Origin of the sequence: Streptomyces sp. NBC_00457, assembly GCF_036014015.1 — a bacterium.
In the GTDB taxonomy this organism is placed as follows: domain Bacteria; phylum Actinomycetota; class Actinomycetes; order Streptomycetales; family Streptomycetaceae; genus Streptomyces.
In genome coordinates this window covers 3590694-3607140 of record NZ_CP107905.1, presented here as the reverse complement: position 1 = coordinate 3607140, position 16447 = coordinate 3590694, and the positions used below count along the sequence as shown (strand labels likewise).

Genomic DNA, 16447 nt, shown 5'->3' with positions numbered 1-16447 from the left:
CCGGCACCGGGCCGCGTGGCGTGGGCACCGCCGGCTGTGAGAGGGACGGGAATGGAACCGACCGAGAGCGCCGCCCCATACTCGCGGCTGCGCCTGCGCCGGGTCACCGACGCATGGCAGGCGAGCCCATGGGGCGGGCGGTCCGGGGAGCGTCCGGGCACGGGGGAGCGCACCGCCGGGCAGCGTCCCGCGGCCGACGCGCAGAACACCGCACAGCTCACCGCCGACCGGTCGCACAGCGCACTGCCGGGCACCGACGCGGAACGGCACACCTCCTGGCCCGCACTGCCCGCCGCGGTCATGGCGGCGGCCGGATTCGTCCTGGGCGGCGGCTTCTTCCGCGCGTTCACCCTGGACCACGCCCTCTTCCCGTCCGGCGCCGTCGGCTGGTCGCTCGCCGTGCTGACCGGCATCATCGTCGGCCACCTGGTCGCCCTCGGCCGCGCCCGCTGGTGGGGCGGCACCGGCTCCGGCGCCGCCCTCACCCTCGCCGTCCTGATGCTGTACGGCTGGGTGCCCGCCGGAATGGTCAGCCTCACCGTCGTCGTCCTGGTCGGCGTGGCCCGCCGCAACCGCTGGCGGCAGGGCCTGCTGCACGGCGCGGTGGACATCCTCGGCATCGGCGCCGGCGCCCTGGTCCTGGCCGCGTTCGGCCGGGTGCCGTCCGTCGAGGCCCCCTGGAACCCCGACACCTGGACCTTCTACACCGCCCCCGAAGTCATCCTCGTCGCGGTCGCCTACCTCGCGGTCACCCGCACCCTGCTCTGGTATCTGCACGCCCCGCGCACCGGCGGCCTGCCCACGGTCGCCCGCACCGCCCTGGTCAGACAGGGCCTGGTCACGGTCGCGCTGCTCGGCATCGCACCGCTGGTGTGTGTCGTGGCCGTGGCCAAGCCGGTGCTGCTGCCGCTGTTCTCGATCCCGCTCATCGCCCTGGACTTCACCCTGTGGATAGCCCGGGCCCGCGCCGAGGAGCAGCTGCGCGACCCGCTCACCGGGCTGCCCAACCGGCAGTGGCTGCTCGAGCGCATCTGGACCGCGCTGGACGACGCCGAGCGCATCGGCGCACGGTCCGCTCTGATGCTGATTGACCTCGACCGCTTCCGGTCGGTCAATGACACGCTCGGTCATCTCGCCGGTGACCGGCTGCTGCTGCAGATAGCCGACCGGCTGCGGGTGGCGCTGCCGCGCGGGGCGGAGGCCGCGCGGCTGGGCGGGGACGAGTTCGCCGTCTTACTGCCGGTCGCCGACTCCACCACGTCCGCGACCCGGATGGCCCGGGCCCTGGTCGCCGCGCTCAGCTCACCGCTCGACCTCGACGGCCTCACCCTCGTCCTGGAGGCCAGCGCCGGAGTCGCCGTCTTCCCCGACCACGCCCTCGACGCGGAGGGTCTGCTGCGCCGGGCGGACGTGGCGATGTACCAGGCGAAGCGGGACCGTACGGGTGTGGAGGTCTACGAGTCCAAGCGGGACTCCAACACCCCGGACCGCCTCGGCCTGCTGGGCGATCTGCGGCGCGCGCTCGACGCGCACGAGGTGGAGCTGCACTACCAGCCCAAGGTCCGCTTCGACGGACAGGTCGCCGGTCTCGAGGCGCTGGTCCGCTGGGTGCACCCGGAGCGCGGGAGGGTGCCGCCGGACGAGTTCATAGCGATCGCCGAGTCGTCCGGGCTGATGCCGCATCTGACGGAGTACGTGCTCGACACGGCGCTCGCGCAGGTCGCGCGGTGGCGGGCACAGGGGCTGTATGTGCCGGTCGCGGTGAACGTGTCCCCGCGCGACGTGCACACCCCCGGGTTCGCGGGTTCGGTGGCCGCGCGGCTCGCCCGGCACGGAGTTCCCGCGGGGGCGCTCCAGCTCGAGATAACGGAACACGTGCTGCTGGAGGATCCGCAGCGGGCCGCCGACACGCTTGCCGGGCTGACCGGGCACGGCGTGAAGATGTCGCTGGACGACTTCGGCACCGGGTACTCGTCGCTGGTGCATCTGCGGCGGCTGCCGGTGAGCGAGCTGAAGATCGACCGTTCCTTCGTCGCGCGGCTGGCCGTCGATGCCGAGGACGCGGAGATCGTGCGGTGCACGGTGGATCTCGCCCATTCCCTCGGCCTTCTCGTGGTCGCCGAGGGCGTCGAGGACGACGAGACGTGGGAGCGGTTGCGGGATCTGCGCTGTGACGCGGTTCAGGGGTGGTTGGTCGCGGCCGCGATGCCGGCGGAGGAGACGACGGCGTGGCTGCGGGCGCGGGGATCTCGGGGGTGGCAGCGGCCACGCGCGGCGTTGCCTGCGGCCGACTAGCGCGTCATCGCCGAGTGCGTCTTCGCCGTTGGCGGCCGCGGGTTCGTCGTGGCTGGTCGCGCAGTTCCCCGCGCCCCTGTCGGGGCGCTGTTGTAACCGTTTCACGGTCATGGGCCCCCTCCCCATAGGATTGGCCCCAAACCACACGCACTCACCCCAGAGGATCGCTGCATGCCTGGCATCACGCGCGAGGAGGTCGCCCACCTCGCACGGCTGGCGCGTCTGGAGCTGAAGCCCGAAGAGCTCGAGCACTTCGCGGGACAGCTGGACGACATCATCGGCGCGGTCGCACGCGTCAGTGAGGTCGCCGACCAAGACGTACCGCCGACCTCGCACCCGCTCCCGCTGACGAACGTCATGCGGGCGGACGAGGTCCGTCCGTCGCTCACCCCCGAGCAGGCGCTCTCCGGCGCCCCGGCCCAGGAGCAGCAGCGTTTCAAGGTGCCGCAGATCCTGGGGGAGGACTAAGACCACCATGACGGACAACAGCATCATCAAGCTCACCGCCGCCGAGACCGCCGCGAAGATCGCCTCCGGCGAGCTCACCGCGGTGCAGGTCACCGAGGCCCACCTGGCCCGTATCGAGGCCGTCGACGAGAAGGTGCACGCCTTCCTGCACGTCGACCGCGAGGGCGCGCTGGCCCAGGCCCGCGCCGTCGACGAGAAGCGGGCGAAGGGCGAGAAGCTCGGTCCCCTCGCCGGCGTCCCCCTCGCGCTGAAGGACATCTTCACCACCCAGGGCATCCCGACGACCGTCGGCTCGAAGATCCTCGAGGGCTGGATCCCGCCGTACGACGCGACGCTCACCAAGCGGCTGAAGGCCGCCGACGTCGTCATCCTCGGCAAGACCAACATGGACGAGTTCGCCATGGGGTCCTCCACCGAGAACAGCGCCTACGGGCCCACCGGCAACCCCTGGGACCTCACCAGGATCCCCGGCGGATCGGGTGGTGGCTCTTCCGCCGCGCTGGCCGCGCACATGGCCCCCCTCGCCATCGGCACCGACACCGGCGGCTCCATCCGCCAGCCGGCCTCCGTCACCGGCACCGTCGGTGTGAAGCCGACGTACGGGGCCGTCTCGCGGTACGGCATGGTCGCGTTCTCGTCCTCCCTCGACCAGGGCGGGCCCTGCGCCCGCACGGTCCTGGACGCCGCGCTGCTGCACGAGGTCATCGCCGGGCACGACCCGATGGACTCCACGTCGATCGACGCACCCGTCCCGCCGGTCGTCGAGGCCGCCCGCAACGGCAGCGTCGAGGGCATGCGCGTCGGCGTCGTCAAGCAGTTCCGCGGCGAGGGCTACCAGACCGGGGTCATCCAGCGCTTCGACGAGTCCGTGGCACTGCTCAAGGAACTCGGCGCCGAGATCGTCGAGCTGGACTGCCCGTCCTTCGACCTGGCGCTCTCCGCGTACTACCTGATCGCGCCCTCCGAGTGCTCCTCCAACCTCGCCCGTTTCGACGGCCTGCGCTACGGCCTGCGCACCGGCGACGACGGCACGCACTCCGCTGAGGAGGTCACCTCCCTCACCCGTGAGGCGGGCTTCGGTCCCGAGGTGAAGCGCCGGATCATGCTCGGCACGTACGCGCTGTCGAGCGGCTACTACGACGCGTACTACGGCAGCGCCCAGAAGGTCCGTACGCTCATCACGCGCGACTTCGAGAAGGCCTTCGAGCAGGTCGACGTGATCGTCTCGCCGACGACGCCGACCACCGCCTTCCCGATCGGCGAGCGTGCCGACGACCCGATGGCGATGTACCTCGCGGACCTGTGCACCATCCCGACCAACCTGGCGGGCAACGCGGCCATGTCGCTGCCCTGCGGTCTCGCGCCGGAGGACAACCTCCCGGTCGGCCTGCAGATCATCGCCCCGGCGCTGAAGGACGACCGCCTGTACAAGGTGGGGGCAGCCGTCGAGGCCGCCTTCGTGGAAAAGTGGGGGCACCCGCTTCTGGAGGAGGCACCGTCGCTGTGAGCAAGCTGTCCAAGGCCAAGGACTTCAAGAAGTCCAAGTCCGGTACGTACCTGTCGATCGCCACCACCGCGTTCGGCGCGTTCGGCGTCGCCAAGCGGCTCAAGAAGGCCCGCGCCGAGAAGGACACGCTGGTCCTGATCGACGCCACCGTCTCCGCGGTCGCGGTCGTCACCGGCCTCGCCATCCTGTACCGCGAACTGAAGCGGCTGGGCGACGACGACGTCCTGCTGGGCTGAGAGGGAAGTTTCACCGTGACCACCACGACCGACCTGGTGTCGTACGAGGACGCGCTGGCGTCGTACGACCCCGTCATGGGCCTCGAGGTCCATGTCGAACTCGGCACCAGGACCAAGATGTTCTGCGGCTGTTCGACCACACTCGGCGCCGACCCGAACACCCAGACCTGCCCGGTCTGCCTCGGCATGCCCGGCGCGCTCCCGGCCGTCAACGCGACCGGCGTCGAGTCCGCGATCAAGATCGGTCTCGCGCTGAACTGCGAGATCGCCGAGTGGTGCCGCTTCGCCCGGAAGAACTACTTCTATCCGGACATGCCGAAGAACTTCCAGACCTCCCAGTACGACGAGCCGATCGCCTTCAACGGCTATCTCGACGTACAGCTGGAGGACGGCGAGACCTTCCGCGTGGAGATCGAGCGCGCCCACATGGAGGAGGACACCGGCAAGTCGCTGCATGTCGGCGGCGCGACGGGCCGTATCCACGGCGCCTCGCACTCGCTCCTCGACTACAACCGCGCCGGCATCCCGCTCATCGAGATCGTCACCAAGCCGATCGAGGGTGCGGGCGAGCGCGCTCCCGAGGTGGCGAAGGCGTACGTCCGTGAGCTGCGCGAGCTCATCAAGGCGCTCGGTGTGTCGGAAGCCCGCATGGAGATGGGGCAGATGCGCTGCGACGTGAACCTGTCGCTGCGCCCGAACGGCACCGAGAAGTTCGGCACGCGCAGCGAGACGAAGAACGTCAACTCGCTGCGTTCCGTGGAGCGCGCGGCCCGCTACGAGATCCAGCGGCACGCGGCCGTCCTCAGCGGCGGCGGGACGATCATCCAGGAGACCCGGCACTTCCACGAGGACACCGGGTCGACGACCTCGGGCCGCGTGAAGGAAGAGGCCGAGGACTACCGGTACTTCCCGGAGCCCGACCTGGTGCCGGTCGCCCCGACCCGCGAGTGGGTCGAGGAGATCCGCGCCCGGCTGCCCGAACTGCCGCTGGTGCGCCGCAACCGGCTCCGCGAGGAGTGGGGCATCTCGGCCACCGAGATGCAGGCGATCCTCAACGCCGGTGCGCTGGAAGCGATCGTCGCCACGATCGACGCCGGTGCGGACGCCGCCTCCGCCCGCAAGTGGTGGATGGGCGAACTGGCCCGCAGCGCCAACGAGTCCGGCACCTCGCTGGACGAGCTGGCCATCACGCCGGTGCAGGTCGCGCGGGTTGCCGAGCTGGTCTCGAAGGGCGACCTGAACGACAAGCTGGCCCGCCAGGTCATCGAGGGCGTCCTCGCGGGCGAAGGCACCCCGGACGAGGTCGTCGACAAGCGCGGTCTGAAGGTGGTCTCCGACGAGGGCGCGCTCGGTCAGGCCGTCGACGACGCCATCGCCGGCAACCCCGGCATCGCGGACAAGATCCGCGGCGGCAAGGTGGCCGCGGCCGGCGCCCTGGTCGGCGCGGTCATGAAGGCGACCCGGGGGCAGGCGGACGCGGCTCGCGTCAAGGAGCTGATCCTGGAGAAGCTGGGCGTCAGCGAGGGCTGAGCCCACACGCGTAGTACGGCCCCGGAGGCAAGTCCGACGCTGTTGGTTAATTCGGGGCCGGGCACTTCGCCCCGCTGGCCGCTTCTTGGTCGGCGGGGCGAAGTGCTGCGAAGTGGCTGATGCGAGTGGGGGCTCGTGGTGTGTCGATGAGGTGGGCGTCGATGCGGGCGAGGTTGATCGCGGCGCCAGTGAGCTGGTGCTGGAGGCTGGTTTTGGCCAGGCCTCGGTAGCGGGACCTGCGCAGGCCGCAGCGTAGGACGGCCTGGGACATGGTGCCCTCGACACCGGCGCGGATCTGGTAGCGCTCCTTCCAGGCGTCGGTCTGCTGTTCCGCCCTGGCCGCATGCAGCGCGTGGTGTTCGTCCTGGCGGCGTAGCCGCAGTTCACGGGGTCGTTTGGCGTTGGTGGTGTTGATGCACGCCTGTCGCATGGTGCAGGGGCGGCAGTCGCTCGCCGAGAAGACCACCCGGAGTACCGGCTGGCCGCGCTGGGAGAGCCGTTCGCTCCAGGTGGTGCTGGTGTGGCCGCCAGGGCAGGCGGCCTGCTGCTTGTTCCAGTCGATGGTGAAGGCGTCTTGGGCGAAGCCGTCTTCGGCGCTGGTCTGGGCGCTGTTGTCGGCTTGGATGGGTCCGTGCAGGGCGATGCCGTGGTCGCGTCGGGCGCTGACCAGGGCGGGGGCGGTGGGATAGCCGGCGTCCACCCAGTGTTCGGCGGGCAGGCAGTCACGTGCGGCAAGCTGGGTGTGGATCGTCTCGGCCATCGACCGGTCCTGGACGGTGGCCACGGTCGTGGTGACGTTCGTGATCAGGTTCGGGGCGTCCGGCTCGCAGGTCTCGGTGAAGTGGACCTTGTAGCCGTCCCACATGATGTCGCGTTTGACGCTGCCACGTGCGTCGGTGTCATACGGGGTGACCAGGCGCGTCGCGTTCGGCGGGCGGTCTTTTGGGTCCCTGCGCCGCACCTCGCCCTCCACCAGGTGAAAGTGCTGGATCCACATCTGCCGCAGGACCTCCACCTTGTTCAGGTCGCGCAGGCCATCGGGAGAACGGGGGTCGAAGACAGCTGCCAGCAAGCGCATCCCGTCCCGGCCGATCCGCTCGGCCACCTCGGCCCGCTTCGCGCGGGAGGCGGGAAACCGGGTGTCATCGATCCGGGTGGCGTAGTGCTGGAACCAGTCCGGCTCGGCAATGTCGGCCAGCCAGTCCGGGGCGTTGTGGGCGACCGCGTTGAGTGCCGCACGCAGGGTCTCGGCCACCATCTCCAGCCAGTTCAGCTCCCGTGCGGCGGACAGCACGTGGGTGGAGTCGGTGCGGGCCCGGCCCGAGCTTTTGAGCAGTCCTCGTTCCCTGGCCGCGGCCAGGACACCGTCCATCACCCGCCGCCCGCCGTCCGTGCCGGTCAGGCGGTCTCTGAACTCCGACAGCACCGAGAAGTCGAATCCCGGGTCGTCGAGCTCCAGCCCGAGCGCGTACTTGAAGTCGATCCTGGCGCGGACCGCTTCCGCCGCCTGCCGGTCGGTCAGCCCCTCAACGAACTGCAACACCAGCACCAGCGCCAGCCGCCCCGGCGACCACGCATGCCTGCCCCGGGACGGGAAGAGATCAGCGAACTGCTCATCGGTGAACAACACGCCCAGTTCATCCCGCAGCCGGGTCGCCAGACTGCCCTTCGGGAACGCCGCCCGCGCTACCCGCACCGTCTCCCCGGGGATCTCCCCATCCCCGGCCGAACGCATCGACATCAACACCCACCCCATACGACAACGTCGGTCTTCAAGACCACAACCGAGTCTTGAAGACCGACGTCACGCAGGCCCCAAATTAACCAACAGCGTCGGCAAGTCCTCCGGGGCCGTTGCCTTACCTGTAGCGGTTACCTACGTGCGGCGCCCTACGAGCCGTACGAAGCCCAGCGCGCGGCCCTCGTCCACCCGCACCGTCTCGCCGACCCGGCGGGCCATCGTGCGATGGAACTCCTCAGGGCTCTCCTCGGCGACCACGTCGCACCACAACAGCCAGTCCCGCCAGCCGTCGTCCAGCCAGTCGGACGTCTCCACCTCGACGGCGCCAGAGCGTGTCCAGTGCCGTCGCCACCAGTCGGCGGTGTGGAAGCACCAGAAGTCGGGCTCCCAGTAGGGCTTGAGATGTGCCGGAGGCTCCGTGCCCGCCGGCTCCTGGCGCAGTGCGGGCACGACGACACCGATCCGCCCGCCGGGCTTCAACAGCCGTGCCAGGGTGGGCAGATACAGATCATTCGTGCCGAAGTACTGATACGCGTCGATGCTCACGATCGCGTCGAAGCTGCCCTCGGCGAACGGCAGGTCGTGCGCCTCGACGCGCATGGGCAGCACACGGTCGGCGAAACCGGCCTCGGCGATCCGCCGGGCGTTGTCGTCGGGGTCGATCCACAGGTCGGCGGCGGTGACCTGGGTGTCGTACTCCCTGGCCAGGAAGACCGAGGTCATGGCCCGGCCGCAGCCGAGATCGAGGACACGGGCGCCGGGGCGCAGGGTGTCCAGGCCGAGGGCGGGGGCCAGCCACTCCAGCAGCCACAGCGCGTTCGGGCCCATCTGGTTCTCGATGACCCAGCGGGCGTCGTAGCTGTTGCTGCGCGGGTAGCGGGCGTGGGTCAGCCGCTGGGTGAGGTCCTCATCCGAGGGCCGCATCGTCGGCGGGGTGATGTCTGGCATCGGTGAACGGGCTCCTTGAGTCCTGGGAAGCGGAGAGGGATACGGAGGAGCTCGGTCGGACGCTCAAACAACGCACCTGCTTGGGCCGGCGGCGAGGTGCCGCGAGAAGGACGGAGGACCTTCGGAAGCTAACAGCCGCATCCAGCGCCCCGCATCCGGTTTCTCAGCGGTAGGCGCTACGCTCGCCCGCCATGAACGGAAGCGGTGAATCCGAGACCCCCGAGGACTCCCTGCGGGAGGTGCGACGGGCCCGCTGGACGGCGGCCGGGACCGGGGTGCTGCTCGCCCTCGCCGGTCTGGCCGCATCGGCGCTCCGGGCCGGCGGCTCCGCGCCGACGGTCGTTCCGGCGGCGTACGCCTTCGGCGCGCTGGTGTGCGCGCTCGCGTCGGTCCTGGGGTCCCGGGGACGTACCCGCAGGGCGTTGTGGCTGCTGATCATCGGGGCGATGGTGATGGCGCTGGGCGACCAGTTCGACTGAGGTGACAGAGTGACCGTTACTGTCCTGTGATCTGTCTCCCACTCCTGTGAATAAGCCCACGAACGCGATGAACGATCACTTCCGCCTGCAAGAGTGGTCCTCGCATTGCTCATACGTTCTTTGCGGGCCGTTCACGTCCTGAGCGACTGTTCCCGGTCAAAGATCCACAAATCCCCACCCCCGGGAGCACGTTTCGTGGCAGCCCTCGCACGCTGGTGTGTCCGACGCCGCCTGGTCGCGGTTCTGCTGTGGCTCCTCGCTTTCGGCGGGGTGACCGCGGGCGCCGCCGTCGCAGGCGCCGCGTACTCGAACGACTACGAGGCCCCGGGCACCGAGTCCGGGCGCGCCACCCAGCTGCTGCGGGAGGGCTTCCCCGCACTCGGCGGCGACAGCGACACCGTTGTCTGGCACACCGCGTCCGGCACCGTCCGCGCCGCCGACGTCGAACAGACCATGACCCGCACCCTGAACGAGATCGCGGAACTGCCCGGCGTGGCCACCGTGATCAGCCCGTACTCCGGCCAGGGCGCGGCGCAGATCAGCGGCAACGGACGTACGGCCTACGCGACCGTCACCTTCGACGACCCGGCCGAGTCGATCGACAGGTCCGAGGCGCAGGCCGTCGTCGACACCGCCGAGTCGGCGCGGACCGACGGGCTTCAGGTGGAGCTGGGCGGCAGTGCCATCGCGCTGACCGAGTCGTCCGGCGGGCACCTCGCGGAGATCGTCGGGGTGGCGGTCGCCGCGGTCGTGCTGTTCCTCGCCTTCGGCTCGCTCGCCGCCTCGCTGCTGCCCATCGCCACCGCGCTGGTGAGCGTCGGCACGGCGTACGCGGGGATCGTGCTGCTCGGGCATGTCATGACCGTGGCCGACTTCGCGCCCATGCTCGGCATGCTGATCGGCCTTGGCGTCGGCATCGACTACGCGCTGTTCATCGTGACCCGGCACCGCCGCGGTCTGAAACGCGGGCTGTCCGTCACCGAGTCGGTCACCAGCGCCGTCGCGACGACCGGGCGTGCGGTGGTCTTCGCGGGCGCCACGGTGTGCATCGCCCTGCTGGGCATGCTGATCCTGCGGCTGAACTTCCTCAACGGCGTCGCGATCGCCGCCTCGCTGACCGTGGTCCTCACGGTCGCCGCCGCCGTGACCCTGCTGCCCGCGTTGCTGTCCTTCATCGGCATGCGGGCGCTCAGCCGCCGTGAGCGCCGCAGGCTCGCCGAGCACGGTCCCGAGCCCGAGCTGCCGACCGGGTTCGCGGCCCGCTGGTCGGCCTTCGTGGAACGGCACCCCAAGAAGCTCGGCGCGGTCGCCCTCGCCGTGATCACGCTGCTCGCCCTGCCCACGCTCGGGCTGCGCCTGGGCACCTCCGACCAGGGCAACAATCCCGAGACGACGACCACCAGGCAGGCGTACGACCTGCTCGCGGACGGTTTCGGGCCCGGCGTCAACGGGCCGCTCACCCTCGTCACCGCCGTCGACGGAGCCGAGGACAAGCTCGCCCTCGACAACCTCGACGCCACCCTCCACGCCACCGAGGGCGTCGCGGCCGTCACGCCGGTGACCTACAGCTCCGGCGGCCACACCGCGTATCTGACCGTCGTCCCGCAGTCCTCGCCGCAGTCGCAGACGACCAGCGCTCTCGTCGACCGGCTGCGCACCGAGGTGCTGCCGCGTGCCGAGACGGGCACCTCGCTGGATGTGCACGTCGGCGGAGTGACGGCGGCCTACGACGACTTCGCCGAGGTCATCGTCGGCAAGCTGCCGCTGTTCGTGGGCGTCGTCGTCGGCCTCGGCTGTCTGCTGCTCCTGCTCGCCTTCCGGTCCGTCGGCATCCCGCTGAAGGCCGCCGCGATGAACGTGGCCGCCGTCGCCGCCGCGTTCGGTGTCGTCGTCGCGATCTTCCAGTGGGGGTGGGGGAGCGAGCTGCTGGGGCTGGGGCGGGCGGGACCGATCGAGCCGTTCCTGCCGGTCATCATGGTGTCGGTGCTGTTCGGCCTCTCCATGGACTACCAGGTCTTCCTGGTCAGCCGGATGTACGAGGAGTGGCTGGAGACCGGCGACAACCGGCGGGCCGTCCGCATCGGCCTCGCCGAGACCAGCCGGGTGATCAACTCCGCCGCCGTCATCATGATCTCGGTCTTCCTCGCCTTCGTGCTCAGCGGCGACCGCGTGATCGCCATGTTCGGCATCGCGCTGGCCGCCGCCGTCGCCCTCGACGCCTTCGTCCTGCGTACGTTGCTGGTGCCGGCCCTCATGCACCTGCTCGGCGGCGCCAACTGGTGGCTGCCGCGCCCGCTGGAGAAGTACCTCCCGCGCATCAGCATCGAGCCGCCCGAGTCCCGCGCCGCCCATGAGAGGCTCGCCGGCGTCGACGTCGTGGAGCAGCTGGAGAAGGAGCGGGATCAGGATGTACGCGATATCCCTGGGTGACGACGCTGAAATGCGGCCCCTGGAGCCCTGGCACGCCGAGGAGTTCCTGGCCCACCTGGAGCGCGGGCGGGAGTTCATCAACCAGTACGTCCCCTTCGGCTCCAAGGCCACGGACGTGCCGTCCGCACGGCAGACCCTCCAGCGGTACGCCGACATGCGGGCCGCCGACACCGGTTCCCTGCACGGCATCTGGCTGGACGGCAAGCTCGTGGGCGGGGTGCTCTTCCTGAACTTCGACGCCGAGCACGGCAACGGCGAGGTCGGCTGCTGGCTGGAGCCCGCCGGCACGGGCCGCGGGCTCGTCACGCGCGCGATGCGGGTCCTCATCGACTTCGCCGTCGAGCAGCGCGGCATCCACCGCATCGAATGGGTGGCCGCCGCGGGCAACACGGCCAGCCTGAACGTGGCCCGGCGGCTCGGAATGACCCGCGACGGCACACGGCGGGAGGCGCACCCCTATGGTGGCGTAAGGCACGACCTGGAGGTGTGGTCGATCCTCGCCCCCGAATGGCGTGAAGCACGCGCGCGTGCCGCTGACAGCGATCATTAAGAGACTTCTCAGACAGGATCCGTACGGTGCGCAGCATGGGAACCAAGACAGACGACGAAACCGGTGTCGAGACGGGCACCGAGGCCACGACCGACGAGGAGAAGGTGGACGTCACCAAGGCCGACGAAGAGACCGGGACCGAGGCCGAGGGCACGGCCGAGCCGTCCGACATCGAGTCCGCCGAGGACGATGACGATGACGAGCTTCCCGTGGCCCAGGTGAAGGAGTCGTCCGGAGTGGGTCAGGGCGCCGGCGCCATCGTCGCCGCCGCGCTCGGCCTGGTCTCGCTGACCGGCAGCTGGGTCGGCACGGTGGCCTCGGCGCGCGTGGAGATCAACGGCCAGCTGGAGATGCAGGCCTCGCAGAGCGCGAGCGTCGCCACGCAGCTCCAGTCGGTCTACGGCGACGCCTGGGAGGCCACCGCGCTGTGGGCCGGGACCTTCGCGCTCGTCGCCCTGCTCGTCGGCGTCGCGGTCCTCGCCCGTCCGGCGTTCGGCGTCCCGGGCAAGCCGCAGCCGGTCTGGATCAAGTCGGTTTCCTGGGCGGGCGTCTCGCTCGGCGTCATCGGCCTGCTCCTCGCGGTCCTCAAGTACACCGGCGTCTGGCTCGGAGTGCCGTCCGCCGGCTGAACCACCGCAGGTCCTGAGGGGTCTTAGGGCATCCGTAAGCACCTTACGGAGTTCCTGGGGCCCCTCACGCACGTCTAAGGCCCCGCCCACCGCCGAAGATGCGGAACTCTCCCGATGTGGCGGACCCCCCTGGCAGACGAAGGTAGAGGCATCGCAGAGAGCGAGACCCGAAACCGACGCTCACCAGGGGAGACACCATGTACGAGTACGAGATGCAGCAGCTCCGCTCCGCCGAGCTCATCCGCGAGGCAGAGCAGGAGCGGCTGGCCCGCGAGGCCGTCCGCGCTCGCCGCGCCGCCCGCCGCGAAGCGGCACGGCGCACCGCCGAGCCGGACAGCCATACGCACCGCCCGCGCCGGCACCGGTTCGCCCGGGTCGCATGAGCGCGGGGGAGGGCGGGGGTGGAGGGGCCGTACCGACCATCGGTACGGCCCTCGCTCGCACTCCGGCCCAGACCGCTGACCCGACGAGCACCCCGGAGAAAACCGGTCCCGCGTTGTCGGACCCCCGTGCGATGCTCGGGGCTGTGGAGACCAGGTCCGTAAGTCCCGTCTTCGTCGGCCGTGGTGACGAGCTGGACATGCTGAACGACGCGCTCGCCGGCGCCGCAGCCGGCGAGCCGCAGGCGTTACTGATCGGCGGTGAGGCCGGGGTCGGCAAGACGCGGCTCGTCGAGGAGTTCGCCACCGCGGCGTGCCGGCAGGGCGCGGTCGTCGCGCTGGGCGGCTGTGTCGAGATCGGCGCCGACGGACTGCCCTTCGCCTCCTTCTCCGCCGCCCTGCGCGCCCTGCGCCGCGCCCTGCCCGACGAGCTGGCCACGGCCGCCGCGGGACAGGAGGAGGAACTGGCCCGGCTGCTGCCCGAGATGGGCGAGACATCCAGCGCGCGGGCCACGGGCCGGGACGACGAAGAGGCCATGGCCCGCCTCTTCGAACTCACCGCACGGCTGCTGGAGCGCGTCGCCGCCGACCACACCGTCGTCGTCGCGCTGGAGGACCTGCACTGGGCCGACGCCTCCACCCGCCACCTCCTCGCCTACCTGTTCCGCACGCTGCGCACCGGCCGCCTCGTCGTCCTCGCCACCTACCGCTCCGACGACATCCACCGCCGCCATCCACTGCGCCCCCTGCTCGCCGAACTCGACCGGTTGCGCACGGTCCGCCGTATCGAACTCGGCCGCTTCAGCCGCGAGGAAGTGAGCCGCCAGATCGCCGGCATCCTCGCCGCCGAGCCCGATCCCGCCCAGGTCGACGAGATCTTCCAGCGCTCCGACGGCAACGCCTTCTTCGTGGAGGAACTCGCCGTCTCCGCCGCCGAGGGCTCGCGCACCGGGCTCACGGACTCCCTGCGCGATCTGCTCCTCGTCCGGGTCGAGGGCCTGCCCGAGAGCGCCCAGCGGGTCGCCCGGATCGTCGCCGAGGGCGGCTCCGCCGTGGAGTACCGGCTGCTCGCCGCCATCGCCGGGCTCGCCGAGGACGACCTGATCGAGGCCTTGCGGGCCGCCGTGAACGCCAACATCCTCAGCGCCGCCCCCGACAGGGACGGCTACCGCTTCCGTCACTCCCTGGTCCGCGAGGCCGTCGGCGACGATCTGCTGCCCGGCGAGCGCTCCCGGCTCAACCGCCGCTACGCCGAAGCCCTGGAGGCCGACCCCACGCTGGTCCCCGCCGACGAGCGGGTCATGCGCCTGGCCAGCTACTGGTACCACGCCCATGACGCCGCCAAGGCCCTGCCAGCCGTCCTCGCCGCCTCCGTCACCGCCCGCCGCCGGCACGCCTACTCCGAGCAACTGCGGCTGCTGGAACGGGCGATGGAGCTGTGGGACACCGCCCCCGAGGAGATCCGGGCCACACTGCGCCCCGTCGACTACACCGAGGTCCATCCCCCCTGCGGCTGCGACCCCGCCACCACCCCGCTGCGCTCCCTCGACCTGATGGCCGAGGCCGCCGTCGCCGGGCGGCTGTGCGGGGAGCGGGAACGCGCCCTGAAGATCACCAAGCGGGCGATCCGGGTGCTGGAGGACGAGGGAGACTCCCTGCGCGCCGCCTGGTTCTGGAACCAGCGGGCCCGGCTGATCCAGGCCCTCGGCCGCGGCGACGGATGGCAGGAACTCGCCACCGCCCAGAGCCTCGTACGCGGCCTGCCGCCCTCCGAAGTGCATGCCGAGGTCCTCTCCTCGGTCGCCAACTGGTCGATGCTGCACAACCCGGGCCCCGACGCGCTCACCGCCGCCGAACGCGCCGTGGAGTACGCCCGCATGGTCGGCGCCCGCGACATCGAGATGAACGCACGGCTGACCCTCGGCGGGCTCATGGTCGACTCCGGTGACATCGAGCCCGGCCTCGCCCAGGTGTACCGGGTCAAGGAGCAGGTGGCCACGCTCGGCGACGTATCCGTGATGGGCCGCGCCTTTGTGAACCTGCCCTCCCACCTGGAAGGCATCGGCCGCTCGCAGGAGGCCGTCGCCGTGCTCCAGGAGGGCGTCGATTTCGCCCGGGGACTGGGCCTGCCGGACACCGAGGCCTGGGTATGGGGCAACCTCGCCGACTCCCTCCACTCTCTGGGCCGGTGGACCGAGGCTGCCGAAGCCGCCGACGCCTCCGAGCGCGTCGGCCAGAGCGCCAAGCCCCGCGCCTTCCGCGCCAAGACCCATGCCCTGCTCGCACTCGCCCGCGGTGACCTGGCCGAGGCCGGCCGTCAACTGTCCGCGGCCCGCGGCCACTTCGGCACCCACGACAAGGTGCCCCAGCACGAGCTGCCGCTGGCCCGCCTCGCGGTCGGCATCGCCGTCGCCGAGGGCCGCCTCCTCGACGCCCGCGCCGAACTCCGGCACGTCCTGGACACCGGCTTCCCACCCGGCACCCAGCGCTACGCCTGGCCCGTGCTCCTCATCGCCGCCACCGCGGAGGCCGACGCACGCGGCCTGCACACCGTCGATGCGGGCCGGTCCGAGATCCTCGACCGCATCCGCACCGCCGCCAAGTCCCTGGCCGCGAACGTCCCCGTCTGGCAGGCGTACGAACGCTGGGTCCGCACCGAACTGCTGCGGGCCGAGGCGCGCTGCACCCCGGACGACTGGGCCGAGGTCGTCGCCGCCTTCGAATGCCTCGACCGGCCCTACGATCTCGCCCGCGTCCGGTATCGCCTCGCCGAGGCCCTGCTGCCGTCCGGCGGCGAGGACGAACGTGACCGGGCCGCCGAGCTGCTGCGTCTCGCCCATGCCGTCGCCGACCACCTCGGCGCCCGCCCACTGGCCGACGCGGCCGCCCTGCTCGCCCAGCGCGCCCGCCTCCCTCTGACCCACACCCCCAAACAATCGCTCACCCCTGCCGACCCCGCCGACGCCCTCGGCCTCACCGGCCGGGAACGCGACGTCCTGCGCCTGGTCTCCGCCGGCCGCACCAACCGCCAGATCGCCGAGGAACTCTTCATCTCCCCGAAGACCGCCAGCGTCCACGTCTCCAACATCCTGTCCAAACTCGGCGTCTCGGGCAGGGGAGAGGCGGCGGCGGTGGCGCATCGGCTGGGGTTGTTCGCCCCCGACTCCACCCCGGCTCCGGCTCCCGCGGCGAGGTGAGGCGCACCGTGCCCGGTTCACGGCGACGGGAAGCCGCTCTCGCGCCCCACCCCGGCA

At 71.1% G+C, this 16447-nt stretch carries 13 protein-coding genes; 11 read left to right on the top strand and 2 right to left on the bottom strand.

The annotated features are described in order from the left end of the window. Nucleotides 1-51: 51 nt before the first annotated feature. From OG828_RS16185 to gatB, 5 genes are all read left to right on the top strand, one after another. Nucleotides 52-2295: a putative bifunctional diguanylate cyclase/phosphodiesterase gene (locus tag OG828_RS16185; RefSeq protein WP_328501538.1), complete on the top strand. Its 2244-nt coding sequence runs from the start codon at nt 52-54 to the stop codon at nt 2293-2295. A 171-nt stretch (nt 2296-2466) separates the two neighbouring features. Further along, nucleotides 2467-2763, top strand: a complete 297-nt coding sequence (gene gatC / locus OG828_RS16180; RefSeq protein WP_007384860.1) for an Asp-tRNA(Asn)/Glu-tRNA(Gln) amidotransferase subunit GatC — start codon at nt 2467-2469, stop codon at nt 2761-2763. A gap of 7 nt (nt 2764-2770) precedes the next feature. Then, nucleotides 2771-4270, top strand: a complete 1500-nt coding sequence (gatA, locus tag OG828_RS16175) for an Asp-tRNA(Asn)/Glu-tRNA(Gln) amidotransferase subunit GatA (RefSeq protein WP_328438427.1) — start codon at nt 2771-2773, stop codon at nt 4268-4270. Further along, nucleotides 4267-4506 carry a hypothetical protein gene (locus OG828_RS16170; RefSeq protein WP_210577297.1) on the top strand — a complete coding sequence of 80 codons (240 nt, stop codon included), beginning with the start codon at nt 4267-4269 and terminating at the stop codon, nt 4504-4506. Before gatA ends, OG828_RS16170 begins: the two co-directional genes overlap by 4 nt. A gap of 15 nt (nt 4507-4521) precedes the next feature. Further along, nucleotides 4522-6036 carry an Asp-tRNA(Asn)/Glu-tRNA(Gln) amidotransferase subunit GatB gene (gatB, locus tag OG828_RS16165; protein WP_328356471.1) on the top strand — a complete coding sequence of 505 codons (1515 nt, stop codon included), beginning with the start codon at nt 4522-4524 and terminating at the stop codon, nt 6034-6036. A gap of 46 nt (nt 6037-6082) precedes the next feature. Here the strand turns inward: gatB and OG828_RS16160 are convergent, their stop codons facing one another. Both OG828_RS16160 and OG828_RS16155 read right to left on the bottom strand, forming a co-directional pair. After that, complete coding sequence (locus tag OG828_RS16160) at nt 6083-7777, bottom strand: IS1182 family transposase (protein WP_328501537.1); 1695 nt, start codon at nt 7775-7777, stop codon at nt 6083-6085. Nucleotides 7778-7912: 135 nt separating this feature from the next. Next, nucleotides 7913-8725, bottom strand: a complete 813-nt coding sequence (locus OG828_RS16155) for an SAM-dependent methyltransferase (RefSeq protein WP_328501536.1) — start codon at nt 8723-8725, stop codon at nt 7913-7915. A 191-nt stretch (nt 8726-8916) separates the two neighbouring features. On the opposite strand from OG828_RS16155, the gene OG828_RS16150 reads away from it, so the two are divergent. The 6 genes from OG828_RS16150 to OG828_RS16125 all read left to right on the top strand — a co-directional run bounded on the left by OG828_RS16150 (nt 8917) and on the right by OG828_RS16125 (nt 16390). Further along, the gene (locus OG828_RS16150) at nt 8917-9204 is read left to right on the top strand and encodes a hypothetical protein (RefSeq protein ID WP_210577300.1); all 288 of its coding nucleotides are present in this window, start codon (nt 8917-8919) and stop codon (nt 9202-9204) included. Between the two features lie 195 nt (nt 9205-9399). Continuing rightward, nucleotides 9400-11634, top strand: coding sequence for an MMPL family transporter (locus tag OG828_RS16145; RefSeq protein ID WP_328501535.1), 2235 nt, complete (start codon nt 9400-9402; stop codon nt 11632-11634). Beyond that, nucleotides 11612-12184, top strand: coding sequence for a GNAT family N-acetyltransferase (locus OG828_RS16140; RefSeq protein WP_328356460.1), 573 nt, complete (start codon nt 11612-11614; stop codon nt 12182-12184). The genes OG828_RS16145 and OG828_RS16140 overlap by 23 nt, the downstream gene beginning before the upstream one ends. Before the next feature lie 35 nt (nt 12185-12219). Further along, the gene (locus tag OG828_RS16135) at nt 12220-12813 is read left to right on the top strand and encodes a hypothetical protein (protein WP_328501534.1); all 594 of its coding nucleotides are present in this window, start codon (nt 12220-12222) and stop codon (nt 12811-12813) included. A 197-nt stretch (nt 12814-13010) separates the two neighbouring features. Then, the gene (locus OG828_RS16130) at nt 13011-13196 is read left to right on the top strand and encodes a hypothetical protein (RefSeq protein ID WP_328501533.1); all 186 of its coding nucleotides are present in this window, start codon (nt 13011-13013) and stop codon (nt 13194-13196) included. Between the two features lie 131 nt (nt 13197-13327). Continuing rightward, nucleotides 13328-16390 (top strand): helix-turn-helix transcriptional regulator, encoded by a 3063-nt coding sequence (locus OG828_RS16125; protein WP_328504879.1) that lies wholly within the window; start codon nt 13328-13330, stop codon nt 16388-16390. Nucleotides 16391-16447 lie beyond the last annotated feature (57 nt).

Bases quoted from the DNA above. Each gene is read 5' to 3' on its own strand.
- OG828_RS16150 (WP_210577300.1), top strand. From the start codon at position 8,917: ATGAACGGAAGCGGTGAATCCGAGACCCCCGAGGACTCCCTGCGGGAG.
- OG828_RS16135 (WP_328501534.1), top strand. From the start codon at position 12,220: ATGGGAACCAAGACAGACGACGAAACCGGTGTCGAGACGGGCACCGAG.
- OG828_RS16185 (WP_328501538.1), top strand. From the start codon at position 52: ATGGAACCGACCGAGAGCGCCGCCCCATACTCGCGGCTGCGCCTGCGC.
- OG828_RS16155 (WP_328501536.1), bottom strand. From the start codon at position 8,725: ATGCCAGACATCACCCCGCCGACGATGCGGCCCTCGGATGAGGACCTC.
- OG828_RS16140 (WP_328356460.1), top strand. From the start codon at position 11,612: ATGTACGCGATATCCCTGGGTGACGACGCTGAAATGCGGCCCCTGGAG.
- gatA (WP_328438427.1), top strand. From the start codon at position 2,771: ATGACGGACAACAGCATCATCAAGCTCACCGCCGCCGAGACCGCCGCG.
- OG828_RS16130 (WP_328501533.1), top strand. From the start codon at position 13,011: ATGTACGAGTACGAGATGCAGCAGCTCCGCTCCGCCGAGCTCATCCGC.
- OG828_RS16160 (WP_328501537.1), bottom strand. From the start codon at position 7,777: ATGTCGATGCGTTCGGCCGGGGATGGGGAGATCCCCGGGGAGACGGTG.
- gatC (WP_007384860.1), top strand. From the start codon at position 2,467: ATGCCTGGCATCACGCGCGAGGAGGTCGCCCACCTCGCACGGCTGGCG.
- OG828_RS16125 (WP_328504879.1), top strand. From the start codon at position 13,328: ATGCTCGGGGCTGTGGAGACCAGGTCCGTAAGTCCCGTCTTCGTCGGC.